Genomic DNA, 17,599 nt, shown 5'->3' on the forward strand with positions numbered 1-17,599 from the left:
TCCCGGTCCCGCACGGTCCGCGCCGGGCGCGCTCACTCCTCCCAGACGCCGACCGCCGTGCGGTCGTCGGCGTAGCCCTTCACCCTCAGCCCGGTGTCCGCGAGGAACCCGGCAAGACCCGGTGGGGTGGTCGGCCCCCACCGGTCGGCCAGTTCGCGGGCGAGCGCGGGTTCGGCGCGCAGTGGTTCCGACAGCCCGGGGCCGCACAGCAGGAGGGTGTCGCCGGGCCGGGCTACCGAGGCGCGGAACCGGAACGGCTCGGGCGGCGGCGCGAGCGGCCCTTCGGCGTACGGAGAGGTGGCATGCGGGGAGGTGGCATGCGGGGACGCGTCGCGCCGGGACGTGTCGTATACGGACGGGGGTTTCGTGATCTCCAGGTCCATCGTCAGCCGGTCGCCCTCGGGCGTCTCGGCGGGCGGGGAACCGAAGCCGGCCACGGGCGGGCCGGCTGAGGCGCCTGGCTCGGCCACCGGCGGTTCCAGGTCCTGCCACGCGCCGTCCCTGAGCCGGAAGAGGCCGCCGTCACCGACCCCGAAGAACACGCGCGTACGGCAGTCGGGGTCGGCGGAGAGCAGCAGACAGCGCAGGCCGGCGGTGTACTGCCCGGGGCGCAGCCCCAGTTCGGCCGCGCGGGCCCGGAGTTTGCCGAACCCCCGGTCGGTCAGCCGGTGCAGCCCGGACTTGAGGTCGTCCCTGCGGCCCGCTCTTATATCCGCGGAGAGGCTGCCGTGGCTGCGACCGACGGCGCCGGCGATCCACCGGCACACGTCCGCCGCGGCGCGATGGGAACCCTCGGTGGCGCGGGCGCCGCTGGCGACGGCGACAAGGACGAGCGCGTCGGCGCCGTCCCCGAAGCGGGCGGTCAGCAGGGCGTCGCGGCGGGGCTCGCCGCGGTGGCGCGCGTCGTCGCCCCGTACGGACACGGCGCGCAGGGTGTACGTCCCGTAGCGCGCGCCGTCGAGGACGGTGTCGGCGGCGATCTCGTCCAGCCGGTCCGCGTGCGCGGCGGGCAGGGCGGTCGGCTCGGGGTCGCCTGTGGGCGACCCGTCGCCCTCATACCGACGCGGGTCCGGAGGCCGGGGCGGAGGTGCGGGTGCGGATGCGGATGCGGGTGCGGGTTCGAGCGACTCCGTCGCGGCGGACGGCAGGGGGCGTGCGTCGCTGGGCGCGTACGGCGCGACGGGCTCCCACGGCGCCCCCACGACGGGGGCCTGGGGCTGAGGCCGCGATCGCTCCGGAGTCACGGCTTCCGGCTGGGTTCCGGACGCCTCCGACACCGCGTGGGCCGCCGAGTCGAAGCGGTCGTCGAGCGTGTCACCCGCCGCCGGCGCGGGGCCCGCGTCCGGCGTGGACTCGTCGTACAGCCGGTTCCACCAGTCGCCGTCGGGCGACCTCTCCCCCTGCTGGCTCATGACCCTATTGTCGACCGCGCCGGGCACGAGAAAACGGGACGCGGGGAAAAAGGCGCGGGGAGAAGGCGCGGAGACGCGAGGCGGGCTCTCAGCCTCGGAGCCCGCCGGGCGACCCCACCCCCCACGGGAAGGACGCCCGGCGGGCATTCACAGATTCGAGCAGAGCCCGGTCATGCATACCCAGGGGGAATATGACCGGGTCTGTTGCAGCTGTGATGGCGCCACCTTGGCAGACAGACGGCCTGTACAGGGATGATGGGGAGCGGCGGGTTTACGCCGTGGCCGGTTTCCGCCACGGCCCGTGGCGGAAAGGGTGCGGCCGGGGAGGCCGCGCGGGCGTCCAGGGAGGGGTTGGCAGGGATGCTGGGAGCGATAGGTCTCGACGAGAGACAGGAGTCCGCGTACCGCGCGCTGGTGGCGATCGGCGCCGCGGAGGTGGCGGATCTGGCCCATCGGCTCGCGCTCCCCGAGCCGGACACCGAACGGGCCCTGCGCCGGCTGGAGCGGCAGGGTCTGGCCGCGCAGTCCTCGTCCCGTACCGGACGGTGGGTCGCCGCGCCGCCCGCCGTCGCGCTCGGCGCGCTGCTCACTCAGCACCGCCATGAGCTGGAACAGGCCGAACTGGCCGCCGTACTGCTCGCGGAGGAGTACCGCGCGGAGGCCACCGAGCCGGCGGTGCACGATCTGATCGAGGTGGTGACGGGCGCGAGCGCGGTGGCCCACCGCTTCCACCAGTTGCAGCTGGGCGCGACCGATGAGGTCTGTGCCCTGGTCACCGGTCGGCCGGTGGCCGTGACCGGGATGGACAACGAGGCCGAGGAACGGGCGTCCACGCGCGGGGTCGCGTACCGGGTGGTGCTCGAACGCGAGGTGCTTTCGCTGCCCACCGGAATCACCGAACTGTCCGCCGCGCTCGGCCGCGACGAGCAGGTCCGGGTGACCGAGCGGGTACCGACCAAGCTGGTGGTGGCGGACCGGGCCCTGGCGATGGTCCCGCTGACGGGCCGTGGGGCCGGGCCCGCGGCGCTGGTCGTGCACGCCAGCGGACTGCTGGAGTCGCTGATGGGGCTCTTCGAGGCGGTGTGGCGCGAGGCGCTGCCACTACGGCTCGGTACGGACGGCACGGTCACGGAGCTGGGACTTCCCGGTCCTGACACGACCGACCTGGAGATCCTGTCCCTGCTGCTCGCCGGCATGACCGACGCGAGCGTGGCCAAACAGCTGGACCTGGGGCTGCGCACCGTTCAGCGCCGGGTGAAGGGGCTGATGGAGCTGAGCGGGGTGACGACCCGTCTCCAGCTGGGCTGGCACGCCTACGAGAAGGGCTGGGTGGCGCGCGACCTGCGGCCCTGAGCCCGATCCTGCACAGTGGGGCAGATGGAAGTGTGGCAACTCGTCCTGGTGGGTCTGGTCATGCTGCTCGGCCTGTTCGGTGTGCTCGTCCCCGGGGTGCCGGGACAGGCGATCGTATGGGCCGCGGTGCTCTGGTGGGCGCTGACCGACACGTCACGGCCGGCCTGGGCCATCCTGATCGGAGCATCGGCGCTGCTGCTGCTCAACCAGGCGCTCAGACCTCTCCTGCCGGCCCGCAGGACCCGCGGGACCGGAGCCCCGCGCCACACCCTGCTGGTGGGCGGGGTCTCCGGGATCGTCGGGTTCTTCGTGGTGCCCGTGCTGGGCGGGATCGCCGGGTACGTCGGGGGGATCTACGGCGCGGAGCGCGCACGGCTCGGCAGCCACCGGGACGGCTGGGCGTCGACCCGTACGGTCATGCGGGCGGCGGGCTGCTCGATCCTGGCGGAGCTGTTCGCGTGTCTGCTGGTGGTGGGCGCGTGGCTGGTCGTGGTGATCCGGGGGTAGCCCCGGGGACGGTCTGATCCGTATTCACCCCCGGAAGATCCACAGCTGGGGTCTCGACCGACCCGTCACGCGGAGCCCGGCTCCCCGCCCCTGCCAGTGGATACGACGCCGGTGGATACGGCACCGATGGGTACGGCGCCGATGGGTAGCGCCTGATCCGCGTCGAGGACTTCGAGACCTTCGAGACCGTCGAGTCGCAGATGCCGCGTCGCGTAGGACCGCCACGGCCGCCACACCTCGTCGTCCCGCTCCCCCTCGGGTGCCACATCGGGGTCGCCGAGCGCCCGCATCCGGATCAGCGCAGCCGTCCGCCGGGTCACCCCGGGCACGGTCAGCAGGGTCCGCTCGGCCTCGTCGCGGTCCGCTCCGGGGTCGAGCCGTACGGTCCCGTCCGCGAGCGCGGCGGCGAGGGGGCCCGCCACCGGGTCGTCACGCAGGGCCGCGGGCTCGGGGAACAGCCGGTCGAGCCGTCCGCAGGGGCGATCCACCGGCTCGCCGTATCTCTCGACGAGCCGGGCGGCAGCCGCGTGGCCGACGAGCGCGCGCAGGGCGTACTCCTCCGGTTCGGCGGCGCCGGGCGAGCGCAGCCCGGGGCGTGCCGCGACGAGCGGGGCGAGCCGCGGGTCGGCACCGAGGCGTTCGTCCACGGAGTACGGATCGGCGTCGAGGTCGAAGAGTCGGCGCAACCGCTGTACGGCGGTGGTGAGATCGCGCAGCTCGGTGAGATGGATCCGCGCCTCCAGCCAGCCGCTCCGGGTGTGTGGGTCGCGTGCGTCCCCCGCCGGCCGGGCCTCGTCCACCGAGACGAAACCGGGGCCGTGCGGCAGCCGTAGCGTACGGCGGTAGGTGCGGGCGCCGGCTTCACCGGTCACCTCTTCCGTGTGCGGGAGGGCTTCCCTGGCGAGGAGGTCGAAGACCTCACGCGCCGCGTAGGGGCCCCGGTAGGCGAGCCGCAGGGGGATGCCGGTGAGAAGAGGCACGTCGGTGCGGGGAGCCGGGTCCGCGGGGAACGCCCGCACCCTGGCCGGGGCGCGAGTGCCGGCCGCGGTCGTAGTGCCCGCCGCCGCCCTGGTCCCCGTCGCGGCCCCCACCGCCGTCCCGGTCCCCGACTCGACGCGCAGCGCGCTGGGGGTACGGGCGTAGATCTGCCGGATCGTGTCATTGAACTGGCGCACGCTCGCGAAGCCGGCCGCGAACGCGATCTCCGTGACCGGCAGCCCGGTCGTCTGGAGCAACATCCGTGCCGTATGGGCACGCTGGGCTCGGGCGAGGGCGACGGGTCCGGCGCCCAGCTCCGCGGTGAGCTGGCGCTGCACCTGCCGGGCGCTGTAGCCGAGGCGCCCGGCCAGCCCCGGCACCCCCTCCCGGTCCACGATCCCGTCGCCGATCATCCGCATCGCGCGGCCGACGACATCAGCGCGTACGTTCCACTCCGCCGACCCGGGCACGGCGTCCGGCCTGCACCGGCGGCAGGCACGGAAGCCATGGCCCTGGGCGGCGGCGGCGGTCGGGTAGAACCGCACGTTCTTCCGCTTCGGGGTCACGGCGGGGCAGCTCGGCCGGCAGTAGATCCCCGTCGTCTCGACGGCGAAGAAGAACGCGCCGTCGAAACGCGCGTCGCGACTGGCGACCGCCTCGTATCTCGTCTCCTCGTCCATCACGGTTCCCAGTGTGCGACGGCCCGCCCCACGGGGCTCGCGGATTTCGGACACCACGTTCCGCGAGCTCGACGGCGCGGCCGGATGCCCGGCGGCCCAGCAGCCCGTCCCCAGGCGGCCGGGCTGCCGGGCGCCCGGCCCGCCGCTACCGGATCCGTCCGCGCTTGGCCTCCATGGCCGCGCGGCCCTCCGCGCCCTTGCGCTTCCAGTCGCGCCGGATCTCGCCGCGCAGCCTGGCATCGGTCTTGGCGACGATGCGCTGGTTCTCGCGGAGCAGCTTGCGGTAGCTCTCCAGCCGCCGCACGGACAGCGAGCCGTCCTCGATCGCGGCGAGCACGGCGCATCCCGGCTCCGCCAGATGCGCGCAGTCATGGAACCGGCACTCCTCGGCGAACTCCTCGATCTCCGAGAAGACCTGTCCGACCCCGGTCTCGGCGTCCCACAGCCCGACCCCGCGCAGCCCTGGGGTGTCGATGAGCACGCCGCCCCCCGGCATGGCGAGGAGATTGCGGGTCGTGGTGGTGTGCCGGCCCTTCCCGTCCACGTCACGGGTGGCCCGCACATCCATCACGTCCTCCCCGAGCAGGGCGTTGGCGAGGGTCGACTTGCCGGCCCCGGAGATACCGAGGAGGACGCTGGTACCGCCCGACAGCACGGCGGAGAGCACATCGACGCCCTCCCCCGTGGCCGCGCTGACGGTCAGCACCTGGACTCCGGGCGCGGTGGTCCGTACGTCCTCGACCAGATGGCCGAGGACAGCGGGGTCGTTCACGAGATCGGCCTTGGTGAGCACGATGACCGGAAGCGCGCCGCTCTCCCAGCCGAGGGCGAGAAAGCGCTCGACCCGTCCGAGATCGAGTTCGACGGCGAGGGAGATCGCGATGACCGCGTGATCGACATTGGCCGCGAGGACCTGTCCCTCGGAGCGGGTGGAGGCGGTGGACCGTACGAACGCGGTACGCCGCGGCAGGTACTCCCGTACGAACCGGGGATCTCCGCCCGGGTCGACGGCGGCCCAGTCGCCGGTGCAGATCACCCGCAGCGGATCGCGCGGGGTCACGAACTCGGTGTCGGCCCGCACCGGACCGTCCGGGGTGACGACATCACACTGACCGCGGTCGACCCGCACCACACGGCCGGGCACCAGGCCGCGTTCGGCGTAAGGGGCGAACTCGGCTTCCCAGCCCTCGTCCCAGCCGTACGGAACGAGCGGGTGGGAGGAGGGGAAAGCCAGCAGAGAAGAGAGAGACAAGGGGGACCCTTCACAAGGGTGGCCCCGGCACGCGCGCGTGGGCGCGGGAGATGAGGTGGAAGGTCAGCCGGAGACCACGGGGGTGGGATTGATGAACTTCTGCTCCTGGGCAGCGCCCAGCGTGGTGACAGTCATCAATGTCCTCACCTCCTGATTCCTCGGTCCGGTCCGGTCCGTTCCGTGACGGCCGACGGCCGACAAGCGTCGGTCGGCTCTACGGCGCTCACCCTAGCGTCACCGGAAGAGATGGCGCGAGTTATTTATCCGGGCCGTCCGACCCCGCGGACGACCGCGTCAACGAGCGGCCCGGTGCCGGTACTTACGCGGTTATCCGCGCAGGCGGTCGGCCTCGACCGGCAGGCCGATCCGGTCCGCCGCCCCAGCGGGGGCCGCCGTATCCGGCGCCGCCACGGCCGCGGACGCCGCCGCGTGGCAGGCGCCGCGCCCGTCGGCGCGGGCGACGATACGGCCCGCCTCGACCCGTACGGCGGCCTCGGTCGCGTCGCTGACGGCGGGCAGGCCGGCCGCCGCCGCGAAAGCGCCCGACTCGTCGAACACCACTTGCAGCCGGGGCCAGGCCGAGGGCGGGAAGGCCTGGCGCAGGCAGTTGCAGAGTCCGGCGACGGTCAGCCGCGCCAGCGGCGCCAGTTCGGCGGGGTCGCCGGTGACCAGGACGGCGGTGATCCGGGCGCCGGGCGGTGCGGCCCGTACCGCCTCTTCGACGGCCTCGATGCGGTGCAGCCCGAGAATCGCCACCACGCCGTCGCCCGTGAGCCGCGCGGGCTCGCCGCGTACGGCGTCCCGCACCGGCGGCGGGTCCCACGGCTCGTCGGTCGGCCATGCCTGGGTGATCACATGCGGGGGCGGCCACCAGTCGTGGAGCGTGAGGCCGGCCAACTGCTCGACGGCGCTGACGACATTGAAGGGCTCCACGAAGCCGGGCGCGACGGCGGCGAGCCGGCTCGCGCCGTGCAGGGTGGTGAGCGCGGCCTCCGCGACCCGCACCTGACTGCCGGACCCGGCGTGCCCCGCGGGCGGCCGAAGGCGCTCCAGGGCCAGCCCGAGCAGAATCGCGTCCAGCTTCATCAACTGCGCGAAGGGCCGGCGGATCCGTCCCTCGGCGAGGACTTCCGGCACCACATACATATCGAGCCGGGCCGGGCCGTGTTCCTCGTCGCTGTCGGCGAGCGGCAGCCGGGCGACCCAGGCGCGGGCCAGCGCGCCGAGCGCGTCACGGGTGGTCCCGGACGAGGTCTCGTCAGGGGACTCGGACGCGGATATGGACTCGCGCTCGGCCAGACAGGCCAGGACCGCGAAGTAAAGTGCTCTTTTCCCGGGGAAGTTGGAGTAGACCGCCCCGCGTGTCAACCCGGCGCGCTCGGCGATACCGTCGACCTTGGCGTCCCTGAACCCGCGTTCGTCGAACTCGTCCCTGGCGGCGGCCAGTACCTTGGCGCGGTTGTGCTCCTGCAGCTCCGCCCTGCTGAGCCGGCCCATCGCCCTCACTCGTCCCCGCTTTGCTGTTCAGTGCCGCTTCAAGATACCGTGACCACTCAGATGGTGATGTCATATGGTCCAACCATGCGAATGCCGCACAACCGTTGAGGAGACGCTTCCCAGTGGCACACATCGGTGACGGCGGCGAACTGCTCAGATGTACTTTCTGCGGGAAGAACCAGAAGCAGGTCAGGAAGCTCATCGCGGGTCCGAGCCCGGTCTGCATCTGTGACGAATGCGTCGGACTCTGCAACGAGTTGATCGCGGAGGAGCTCGACGGCGCGCACGGGAACGGGTTACGGGAGCTGCCGAAGCCGCGCGAGATCCATGCCTTTCTCGACCAGTACGTCGTCGGGCAGACGAACGCCAAGATGGCCCTCTCGGTGGCGGTCTACAACCACTACAAGCGCATCAGCGGGGACGAGCGGGCGGAGACGGCGGACGGGGCCGAGCCGGTCGAACTCGGCAAGTCCAACATCCTGTTGATCGGTCCGACCGGCTGCGGCAAGACCTATCTGGTCCAGACGCTGGCCCGGATGCTCGACGTACCGTTCGCGATCGCCGACGCCACCGCGCTCACCGAGGCCGGATATGTGGGCGAGGACGTCGAGAACATTCTGCTGAAGCTGATCCAGGCGGCCGACTACGACGTCAGGAAGGCCGAGCGCGGGATCATCTACATCGACGAGATCGACAAGGTCGCCCGCAAGAGCGAGAATCCGTCGATCACCCGCGATGTCTCCGGCGAGGGCGTCCAGCAGGCCCTGCTGAAGATCCTGGAGGGCACCGTCGCCTCCGTACCGCCCCAGGGCGGCCGGAAACACCCGCAGCAGGAATTCCTCCAGATCGACACGTCCCATGTGCTGTTCATCGTCGGCGGCGCCTTCGCCGGCCTGGAGCGGATCGTCGAGCAGCGGGCCGACCGCGGGGGCATCGGCTTCGGCGCGACGATCGCCGGCAAGGAGGAGCGGGAGCGGCGCGATGTCTACGCCGAGGTGATGCCCGAGGATCTGCTGAAGTTCGGGCTGATCCCGGAGATCGTCGGCCGCCTCCCGATGGTGACGACTGTCCAGCCGCTGGACCGGGCGGCGTTGACGCGGATCCTCACCGAGCCGCGCAACGCGCTGATCCGGCAGTACCAGAGGCTCTTCGAGATCGACGGGGTGGAGCTGGAGTTCACCGCCGACGCCATCGGCGCGATCGCCGAACAGGCGCTGCTGCGCCGCACCGGCGCCCGCGCGGCCCGCGCGATCCTCGAAGAGGTACTGCTCAATGTGATGTACGAGGTACCGAGCCGGGACGATGTGGCGCGGGTCGTGGTCGACCGCGACACCGTGCTCGACAACGTCAACCCCACACTCGTACCGCGCGAGAAGCCAGTCCGCACCAGGGAACGCCGCGACCGCTCCGCGTAGAGCGCGTGGGCATGGCGCGCGGTCGGCATGGAACGCGGTCGGCCGGGTGGCTGGAAAATATGCCCGGCCGGGGCGCCTCTTGGGAACCGCTTTACCTCCTGGGGTAGTTCTGATGGCGTTCAACACCCCTATGAAGGAGTGGACGCCACGATGGTGTTCAAGAAACTGCTCGGAGCCGTCGGTGTCGGCGGACCGTCTGTCGACACCGTGCTGGACAACGTGGCCGCCGTGCCGGGCGGCCCGCTGTCGGGTCAGGTGCGGCTGCGAGGCGGCCGTACGGACCTGGAGATCGAGCAGATCACGCTGGACCTGGTCGCCCGGGTCGAGGCCGAGGGACACGACGAGGAGACCGAGGGCACGGTCGTCTTCGACCGGGTCACCGTCGCCGGTGGGTTCCGGCTGGCGGAGGAGTCGGAGCAGACGATTCCGTTCACGCTGACCCTGCCGTGGGAAACGCCCGTGACCGAGCTCTACGGCCAGCCGCTGGGCGTGGTACTCGGAGTACGGACCGAGCTGGCGGTGTCCGGGGCGCGGGACAAGGGCGATCTCGACCAGCTCAGCGTCTCTCCCCTGCCGGTCCAGGAGGCCGTTCTGGAGGCCCTGGGGCAGCTCGGCTGGGGCTTCAAATCGGCCGATCTGGAACTGGGCCGTATCAATGGCACCGATCAGCGGCTGCCCTTCTACCAAGAGCTCGAACTCACCCCGCCGGCGCACTACGCGCACGCGCTGAACGAGATCGAGGTCACCTTCCTCGCCACCGCCGGCGGGATGGACGTCGTCATCGAGGCCGACAAGCGCGGCGGGCTCTTCTCCGGCGGACACGACACGGTCAACCGATTCACGGTCTCGCATCACAACGTCCAGCACGTGGACTGGAACACCGAGGTCGACAGGTGGATCAAGCAACTTGTCGACAGCCGCGGCGCGCACCCGGGCCACTACGGCGAACATCACGGGGAGGGGCACTACGGGGAGCGGCATCACGGAGAGCACCACTCCGGCGGGCATCGGTCCGGCCCCAGTACGGGCGCGATGGTGGCCGGCGTAGCCGCGGGCGTGGCGGTCGGTGTGGTCGGCGGCATGGTGGCGGCCGAGGTCATCGACGAGATCGGTGACGCGTTCGAGGGCGAGGAGGACGAGGGCGGCGACGAGTAGCGGCCCGCCCGCCCTCGGCCCGGGCGGACGCGTGCGGGGCGGTGGCCGTCGGCCACCGCCCCGCGTGTCATCTCGTTCCGCGGTCCCGCGGTCCCGTCAGGCGCGCCAGGTGCACCAAGCACGCCGGGCGCGTCAGTCGCGGGAGTTGCCGAAGAGCAGCCGGTAGAGGATGAGCAGCACGAGCGAGCCACCGATCGCCGCGCCCCAGGTGGCCGCGTCGAAGAACTCGTTCTGCACCGGGCGGTCGAAGATCTTCGCGGAGAGCCAACCCCCCACGAAGGCACCGGCGATACCGATCAGCGTGGTGCCGACCAGCCCTCCGGGATCCCGTCCGGGCAGCAGGATTTTCGCGATCACCCCGGCCAGCAGCCCCAGAATGATCCAGCTGATGATGCCCACGTCGTTCTCCCCAGTCCGCGTACGTTGCTTAGTTGCGCAACTGTACGCATACCCCGGGATCGTGTCTTCACCGCCCGGACCGTCAGACCTCCTTGGATCCCCTTCCTCCCTGGAGCTCCCTCGTGTCCAGCCAGACCGCCGTGTCCGGCGGCAGCAGGGTGATGTCCTGCCCGGCGTCGGCGGTCAGTTCGCCGCTCGCCAGCAAGGGCCTCGCCCCGGCGGGCAGGGTCAACGGCACCGGCGCGTTGGAGAGATTGACCCGGCAGACCAGGCCCTCGCCCTTTCTGAAGGCCAGTTCACCCGGGGCCGACGGCAGCCACGCGAAGCTCTCGTCGCCGCGGAAGCCACGGCGCAGGGACAGCGCCGTACGGTACAGCTCCAGGAACGAGGCCGGCCGGCCGGACTGGCTCTCCACCGACCACACGCCCCACCCGTCGGGCTGCGGCAGCCAGCTGCCGCCGGGTCCGAAGCCGTACGAGGAGCCGGCCGTGGTCCACGGCAGCGGCACCCGGCAGCCGTCGCGGCCCTTGACCCGGTGCCCCGTGCGCTCCCACATCGGGTCGCGCAGCGCGTCCGCCGGCAGGTCGACGACCTCGGGGAGGCCCAGTTCCTCGCCCTGGTAGAGGTAGGTCGTACCGGGCAGCGCGAGGGTCAGCAGCGCGGCGGCCCGCGCCCGTCGGCCTCCCAGGGCGTCATCGGGCTCCGGATCCCGGCCGTCGGTCCGCAGCCAGGCACGGAGGTCCGTGCCCTCCGGCAGCCCGTACCGGCTGCGGTGGCGCACCACATCGTGGTTGGAGAGCACCCAGGTCGGCAGGGCCCCGGCCGAGGCCGCGCCGGTGAGTGAGGTGTCGATGACATCGCGGAAGGAACCGGCGTCCCACGGGCAGCGCAGATGGAAGAAGTTGAACGCCTGGTGCAGCTCGTCGGGCCGGGTGTAGAGCGGCAGCCTGGCGGCGCTCACCCCCGCCTCCGCGACCATGATCCGGGGCGGGGCGTACGAGTCGGTGATCTTCCGCCAGACGCGGTAGATGTCATGGACCTCGTCGCGGTCCCAGAAAGGGTGGTTCTCACCGCTCGGCGGGGAGTTGAGGGGCGCGGTGTCACCGCCCCGGGTGTCGCGCAGCGGCGCGGTGAGGTCCTTGCGCAGGCCATGCGCCACATCGATACGGAAGCCGTCGACCCCGAGGTCGAGCCAGAAGCGCAGGATGCTCTCGAACTCCGCCGTGACGTCGGGGTTCTCCCAGTTCAGATCGGGTTGCTCGGCCGCGAAGATATGCATGTACCACTGGCCGTCGGGCACCCGCGTCCAGGCGGGGCCGCCGAACTTCGACTGCCAGTCCGCGGGCGGCTCGGCGCCGTCGGGACCGCGTCCCTCCCGGAAGACGAAGCGGTCGCGGGCGGCCGAGCCGGGCTCGGACGCCAGCGCCTCGGCGAACCAGGGGTGCTGGTCGGAGCAGTGGTTCGGCACGATATCGACGATCGTGCGGAGTCCGAGCGCACGGGCCCGGCCGAGCAGCGCGCGGAAGTCGTCGAGGGTGCCGTGCCGCGGATCGACATCCCGGTAGTCGGCGACGTCATAGCCTCCGTCGGCCAGCGGGGAGCGGTAGAACGGCGTGAGCCAGACGGCGTCCGCGCCGAGTTCGGCGACATGGCCGAGCCGGTCGGTGATCCCGCGGAGGTCGCCCATTCCATCGCCGTCCGCGTCGGCGAAGCTGGGGACATAGATCTGGTAGACGACGGACTCCCGCCACCAGTCGCGCCCGTGGTCTCTTGCGCCGTCGCCGTCGCCGCCGCTGCCGCCATGGCCGTCGCCGCTGCCGCCGTAGCCGTTGCCGTCGCCATTGCCGTCCGGGAACGCGTGCTGAGTCACAGATACCTCTCGTGCCGAGCTGAGGGGGCGCTGAAACTGTAGTGGCGCGGTGCGATCATCCCTTCACCGCACCGGAGGTCGGACCGGAGCGGAAGGTCTCGACCCGAATTCCCGGCGTGCTGTACGGCTCGCCCAGCGGCGGCGCGTGCGGGAGTGACCCGCGTGACGACCCGGCGCCGCGCGAAAAGCATGGCGAGTCTGCGCCGTACGGTCGATCTCGGGTGGCCCGGCCGGGCGGCGATCCGGGCCGGGCGGTCTGCCGCGCGCCTCCGGGGCGACGATCATGGCGTCGTCCTGGGCATCGGCATGTGGTGGCCGTTCGGCGGCCGTTGGGGCGCCGGGCGCGGACATGGCCGGCGGCGGCCGGCGTACGCCCCGGGCCCCCCTCGGCCCCCCGGGTCCCGCCGGCCGCCTTGAGCGGGTCAGTGCCCCAGTTCGCGCTTCAGCTCGGCCTTGTTCATGGACGAGCGGCCATGCACCTTACGGCGCTGCGCCTCGGCGTACAGCTGGTCGTACGTGGGTCCCGCGGCCCCGCTGTGCGAGCGCTGCCCGCCGCGCCTGGAGGAGGCCATGTCCTGGGTGGACGACTTGCTCGCCGTACGGGACTCCCCCGCCCGGGCCCGCTCCTTGTTCACGGTGCGTGCGGCGATCTCCTCCGACCGCGCCGCGCTCTCGCCGCGCGCCCGCGCGCTGTCCTTGATGTGCTCGTACTGGCGCTCACGTTTGGGGCTGGAGCCTCGTGGCATGTGAATCACTCCTCATGGTCCGTTTCGTGGTGGATTGCACGCTAAGGCTCACCCTCCTACCCCCTTTCAGGACCGGCAACTTGATGCCGTCGCGCTCCGACAGGTGACCTGCCGCCATGTTGGTTCAACGATGAACCAACACGAATCGCGCCACACATCAGACGTTCCGTACGGCACCGTCCGACATCTTCCCGCCGGTCCGACCAGTCGGTACGTTTCCTGGCAACCGGATCCGCCAGCGGGCCGCCCGGCCCGCCCGGGGCGACGGAGGGGCCAGATGACATCACGCGTACCGCGGATACAGGGGCACTGCGACGAACGGTTCGCCGCCGTGCGCGCCGCGTTCGAGCGGAACTTCGACGAGCGCGGCGAACTGGGCGCGGCCGTCACCGTGCTCGCCGACGGCGAGCCGGTCGTCGACCTGTGGGCGGGGTGGGCGGACGGCGCGCGGACCCGGCCGTGGGAGCGCGAGACCCTCGTCAACGTGTGGTCGACGACCAAGGGTCCGACGGCCCTGTGCGCGCATCTGCTGATCGACCGCGGAGTGCTCGACCCGGACGCGCCGGTCGCCACGTACTGGCCCGAGTTCGCCGCGGCCGGCAAGGAGTCCGTGCTCGTACGGCACCTGCTCGCGCACCGCGCGGGGCTGGCCGGGCTGCGCGAACCGCACTCCGTCGAGCAGCTCTACGACTGGGAGTCGACCACGTCCCGGCTCGCCGCGACGGAGCCCTGGTGGGAGCCGGGCACCCGGTCCGGCTATCACGCGATCACCTACGGCTTCCTGGTCGGCGAGGTCGTCAGACGCGTCACGGGCCTGCTGCCCGGCGAGTTCCTGCACCGGGAGGTGACCGGGCCGCTCGGTATCGACTTCACCATCGGGCTGCCGGAGAAGGAGGCCGCGCGCGCCGCCGAGCTGGTGCATCCGCGCGCCCCGCTCACCGGTGAACAGGCCGCCGCCTTCGCGCGGATGGAGCCGGTCGCGCTGGCGGCCCTGGGCAACCCCGCGACCGGCGCCGCCGAGGCCAACACGCCCGCGTGGCGCGCCGCGGAGATCCCCGCGGCCAACGGTCACGGCACGGCACGCGCGGTCGCCGCGCTGTACGGGATCTGGGCCGGGCGGGGGCGCCTCGGCGTCCACCGCGTGCTCTCCCCGGAGGCGGTCGAGCGCGTCCGCGAGGGCCAGGGCGGCTGCCGGGACCTGGTGCTGGGCGCGGGCTTCGCCCACGACACGGAGATCGGCCTCGGGCTCTGGCTGAGCGGCCGGAACGGTTCGTACGGGCCCAACCCCAGGGCGGTCGGCCACGACGGCTTCGGCGGCTCCTGCGGACTCGCGGATCCGGAGGCGGGCATCAGCCTGGGTTATGTGATGAACCGGATGGGGTCGAACATCGCCGACGATCCACGCAAGATGGCGCTGATCGACGCGTTGTACAGCGCGCTGTAACCCCGCCAGGACCTCTTGACCGCCATGCGTCCGACGGACGGGGGCGGGCGGAGACGCTCGCCCCCGTCCGTCCGAGGGGCCGAACGGTCGTCCGCCCCGGCCCACTGGCAGCACACGTCACTCCGGTACGCAAGAGCGCTCCGCCGGTCGAATCAACGTACGGTCTCGGGCTGTTGCGTACCCGTTCCATGCCTCCACCGATGAAATTCAGCCATGATCAACACGAGGGCAATTCGGTGGTACGGCACCTAAACGGGCGGCGGACGCGCATAGATACGATCGATCAGCCATCTCTCCCCCGCCAGTTGAAGCCACTGCGTCATACATCCAGCACCCTCGGTGAAGCATGTGTGTTTGTGATGAATCTTCGCGTGGCCGAATGACGTCAGAACACAAACCCCCGCCTGGCGTGGGCTTTGAGGGATATTTGCCGGTGCTTTGCCGTCGGCACGGGCTTTGCAGCAGTTTATGTACGCACCCTCCGCCGGACTTACGGAGCCGGCCAACAGGGTTGTCAACCCCCTGACTTCGGGGGAACCCGGGCCGCCGTCGGCCGGTCCCCGCCGTCGGTCCAGAACTCGGCCTTGCTTCAAAAGCAAACGGAGTCAACGATTCGGAGCATGCGGTTGACAGGTCCACGGCTAAAACCGAATGGCCGTGGACGATCGCATCCCCAGCGGCCCGCTCACCCAACGGGCCACGCGGTTCCCCCACCAATGGAGGATTTTGTGACCTTCAAGCGCTTCTCCCCCCTCGGCGCGGTTTCCAGACGAGCTCGGCTTCTCGCCGTCACCTCCGGTCTGGTGACCGCCGTCGCGCTTGCCCCGGCGGCCGTCGCTGCCCCCGCGCCGGCCCCCCAGCCGACCGCGGCGCAGTTCGCCACCGCCAGCGCCGCCATCGCTGACGCGGACGTCGCCGGTACGGCCTGGTACACGGACAAGGCCTCCGGCAAGGTCGTCGTCACCGTCGACAGCACGGTCACGGACTCGGAGATAGCCACGATCAAGGACTCCGTGGGCGACGCCGCGGGCGTCACGATCAAGCACACCCCCGGCAAGATCAACAAGCTCATCGCCGGTGGCGAGGCCATCACCACGGGCGGCAGCCGCTGTTCCCTCGGCTTCAACGTCCGCAGCGGCTCGACGTACTACGCCGTGACCGCCGGACACTGCACCAACATCAGCAGCTCCTGGAGCATCGGCACCAGGGCCGGTACGAGCTTCCCGACCAATGACTACGGCCTGATCCGCCACTCCAACTCGGCCGCGGCCGACGGCCGGGTCTACCTGTACAACGGCTCGTACCAGGACATCACCTCCGCCGCGAACCCGTCGGTCGGCCAGAGCGTCCGGCGCAGCGGCTCGACCACCGGTGTCCACAGCGGTACGGTCACCGGCCTGAACGCGACCGTCAACTACGGTGGCGGCGACGTCGTCTACGGCATGATCCAGACCAACGTCTGCGCCGAGCCCGGTGACAGCGGTGGCGCGCTCTTCGCCGGCAGCACGGCGCTGGGCCTGACCTCGGGCGGCAGCGGCAACTGCTCCTCCGGCGGCACCACGTTCTTCCAGCCGGTCGTCGAGGCCCTCAACGCCTACGGCGTCAGCGTCTTCTAAGCGACACCTCCCTCGGACCGCCCGGCGGGCCGCGCACCTGGTGCGCGGCCCGTCGTGTCGTGTCCCGTCGTGCCGTTCCGTGTCCCGTCGTGCCGTGTCCCGTCGTGTCGTGTCCCGTCGTGTCCGGCCGCACAGACCCGTGCCGTGCCGGTGTCAGCCGGTGGCCGCCGCGGGGAGCGTGACCTCGAACCGGCAGCCGCCCGTCACATTGCGCACCTCGGCCCGCCCCTCATGCGCCTCCACGATGCCCCGGACAATCGCCAGACCGAGGCCCGCGCCCGCGGGCGGGGTGCGCGCCTGGGTGCCGCGCCAGCCCGTGTCGAAGACCCGCGGCAGATCCTCGGCCGGGATACCGCCGCAGCCGTCCGTCACGGAGAGGACGACGGAGTCCGCGCGCCGTTCCGCTGCCACCGCGACCGTGCCGTCCGCCGGGGTCCGGTGGATCGCGTTGACCAGGAGATTGGCGAGGACACGGGTCATCTCCTTGCCGTCCACCTCGACCGGCACGGCCTCCACCCGGCCACCGACCAGCCGTACCCCGTGCTCCCTGGCGAGCGGATCGACGCCCGCGAGCGCCTCGCCCACCAGGTCGTACACCGACATCCGGGTCGGGGCGAGCGCCAGCGCCCCGGCGTGGATCCGGGACAGTTCGAAGAGATCGCCGACCATCGAGTTCAGCCGCTCCACCTCCGCCCTGATCTGCCGGAAGTAGCGGTCCGGGTCCTGGACGACACCGTCCTCCAGCGCCTCCGACATGGCGCGCAGTCCGGCGAGGGGCGTCCGCAGATCGTGCGAGATCCACGCGACCAGCTCGCGCCTGGACGTCTCCAGCGCCCGTTCGCGCTCCCTGGAAGCGGTCAGTCTGGCGCTGGTGGCCGCCAGCTCGCGCCCCAGCGCGGCGAGTTCGGCGGTGGAGGCGCCGTCGGGCGCGGCGAAGCTGCCGCCGTCGCCGAACGAGCGGGCGGCCAGCGTCAGATCGCGACTGCGGGCGACCACCCAGCGCCCCAGCAGCAGCGCGGTGGCCAGCGAGACGACCGCGGCCATCGCCACGACCGTGGTGACGACGGAGAGGTCATGGGCGGACAGGAACATCGCCTGGGCGACGACGAGCGTGCCCGCGAGCATCGCGGTGACGGTGACCGCGGCGACGACGGTCAGGGCGACGGCCACCGAGCGGTCCCGCAGCAGCCGCAGCACCAGCGCGCCGAGCAGACCGGCGGCAGCCGCGCCGAGGAAGGCGAACAGCGCGATCAGCGCCATGTCACGCACGGCGCG

The 17,599-nt window shown here is 71.8% G+C and carries 14 protein-coding genes; 6 read left to right on the plus strand and 8 right to left on the minus strand.

What is annotated here, in order from left to right:
* Positions 1-32 precede the first annotated feature (32 nt).
* Positions 33-1,412, minus strand: coding sequence for a protein phosphatase 2C domain-containing protein (locus tag AB0M67_RS02045; RefSeq protein WP_365741578.1), 1,380 nt, complete (start codon positions 1,410-1,412; stop codon positions 33-35).
* 360 nt (positions 1,413-1,772) lie between these two features.
* Here AB0M67_RS02045 and AB0M67_RS02050 point away from each other — a divergent pair, with 360 nt between their 5' ends.
* Entirely contained in the window at positions 1,773-2,765 is a 993-nt protein-coding gene (locus AB0M67_RS02050) for a helix-turn-helix domain-containing protein (protein ID WP_365741580.1), read from the plus strand.
* Positions 2,766-2,789: 24 nt separating this feature from the next.
* Positions 2,790-3,272 carry a DUF456 domain-containing protein gene (locus AB0M67_RS02055; RefSeq protein WP_365741582.1) on the plus strand — a complete coding sequence of 161 codons (483 nt, stop codon included), beginning with the start codon at positions 2,790-2,792 and terminating at the stop codon, positions 3,270-3,272.
* Between the two features lie 65 nt (positions 3,273-3,337).
* On the opposite strand, the gene AB0M67_RS02060 is transcribed toward AB0M67_RS02055, so the two are convergent.
* The 3 genes from AB0M67_RS02060 to AB0M67_RS02070 form a co-directional block, all read right to left on the minus strand.
* A complete protein-coding gene (locus AB0M67_RS02060; protein WP_365741846.1) occupies positions 3,338-4,930 on the minus strand; it encodes an AlkA N-terminal domain-containing protein in 1,593 nt (530 codons plus the stop codon).
* A 145-nt stretch (positions 4,931-5,075) separates the two neighbouring features.
* Positions 5,076-6,182, minus strand: a complete 1,107-nt coding sequence (gene rsgA / locus AB0M67_RS02065; RefSeq protein WP_365741584.1) for a ribosome small subunit-dependent GTPase A — start codon at positions 6,180-6,182, stop codon at positions 5,076-5,078.
* A gap of 327 nt (positions 6,183-6,509) precedes the next feature.
* Positions 6,510-7,679 carry a helix-turn-helix domain-containing protein gene (locus AB0M67_RS02070; protein WP_365741586.1) on the minus strand — a complete coding sequence of 390 codons (1,170 nt, stop codon included), beginning with the start codon at positions 7,677-7,679 and terminating at the stop codon, positions 6,510-6,512.
* A gap of 122 nt (positions 7,680-7,801) precedes the next feature.
* On the opposite strand from AB0M67_RS02070, the gene clpX reads away from it, so the two are divergent.
* Both clpX and AB0M67_RS02080 read left to right on the plus strand, forming a co-directional pair.
* The gene (gene clpX / locus AB0M67_RS02075; protein WP_365741588.1) at positions 7,802-9,094 is read left to right on the plus strand and encodes an ATP-dependent Clp protease ATP-binding subunit ClpX; all 1,293 of its coding nucleotides are present in this window, start codon (positions 7,802-7,804) and stop codon (positions 9,092-9,094) included.
* Positions 9,095-9,244: 150 nt separating this feature from the next.
* Complete coding sequence (locus tag AB0M67_RS02080; protein ID WP_365741590.1) at positions 9,245-10,249, plus strand: sporulation protein; 1,005 nt, start codon at positions 9,245-9,247, stop codon at positions 10,247-10,249.
* 132 nt (positions 10,250-10,381) lie between these two features.
* Here AB0M67_RS02080 and AB0M67_RS02085 read toward each other — a convergent pair whose 3' ends face one another.
* From AB0M67_RS02085 to AB0M67_RS02095, 3 genes are all read right to left on the minus strand, one after another.
* Entirely contained in the window at positions 10,382-10,648 is a 267-nt protein-coding gene (locus AB0M67_RS02085) for a GlsB/YeaQ/YmgE family stress response membrane protein (RefSeq protein WP_365741592.1), read from the minus strand.
* Between the two features lie 82 nt (positions 10,649-10,730).
* Entirely contained in the window at positions 10,731-12,518 is a 1,788-nt protein-coding gene (locus AB0M67_RS02090) for a glycoside hydrolase family 13 protein (RefSeq protein ID WP_365741594.1), read from the minus strand.
* Between the two features lie 422 nt (positions 12,519-12,940).
* Positions 12,941-13,264, minus strand: coding sequence for a plasmid stabilization protein (locus AB0M67_RS02095; RefSeq protein WP_365741597.1), 324 nt, complete (start codon positions 13,262-13,264; stop codon positions 12,941-12,943).
* A 277-nt stretch (positions 13,265-13,541) separates the two neighbouring features.
* On the opposite strand from AB0M67_RS02095, the gene AB0M67_RS02100 reads away from it, so the two are divergent.
* Together AB0M67_RS02100 and AB0M67_RS02105 are read left to right on the plus strand one after the other, a co-directional pair.
* Positions 13,542-14,708: a serine hydrolase domain-containing protein gene (locus AB0M67_RS02100; RefSeq protein WP_365741599.1), complete on the plus strand. Its 1,167-nt coding sequence runs from the start codon at positions 13,542-13,544 to the stop codon at positions 14,706-14,708.
* Positions 14,709-15,436: 728 nt separating this feature from the next.
* Positions 15,437-16,324, plus strand: a complete 888-nt coding sequence (locus AB0M67_RS02105) for a S1 family peptidase (protein WP_365741601.1) — start codon at positions 15,437-15,439, stop codon at positions 16,322-16,324.
* Between the two features lie 153 nt (positions 16,325-16,477).
* On the opposite strand, the gene AB0M67_RS02110 is transcribed toward AB0M67_RS02105, so the two are convergent.
* Positions 16,478-17,593 carry a HAMP domain-containing sensor histidine kinase gene (locus AB0M67_RS02110; RefSeq protein ID WP_365741603.1) on the minus strand — a complete coding sequence of 372 codons (1,116 nt, stop codon included), beginning with the start codon at positions 17,591-17,593 and terminating at the stop codon, positions 16,478-16,480.
* Positions 17,594-17,599 lie beyond the last annotated feature (6 nt).

The sequence above is a fragment of the Streptomyces sp. NPDC051662 genome (genome assembly GCF_040681655.1).
Classification (GTDB): Bacteria; Actinomycetota; Actinomycetes; order Streptomycetales; family Streptomycetaceae; genus Streptomyces.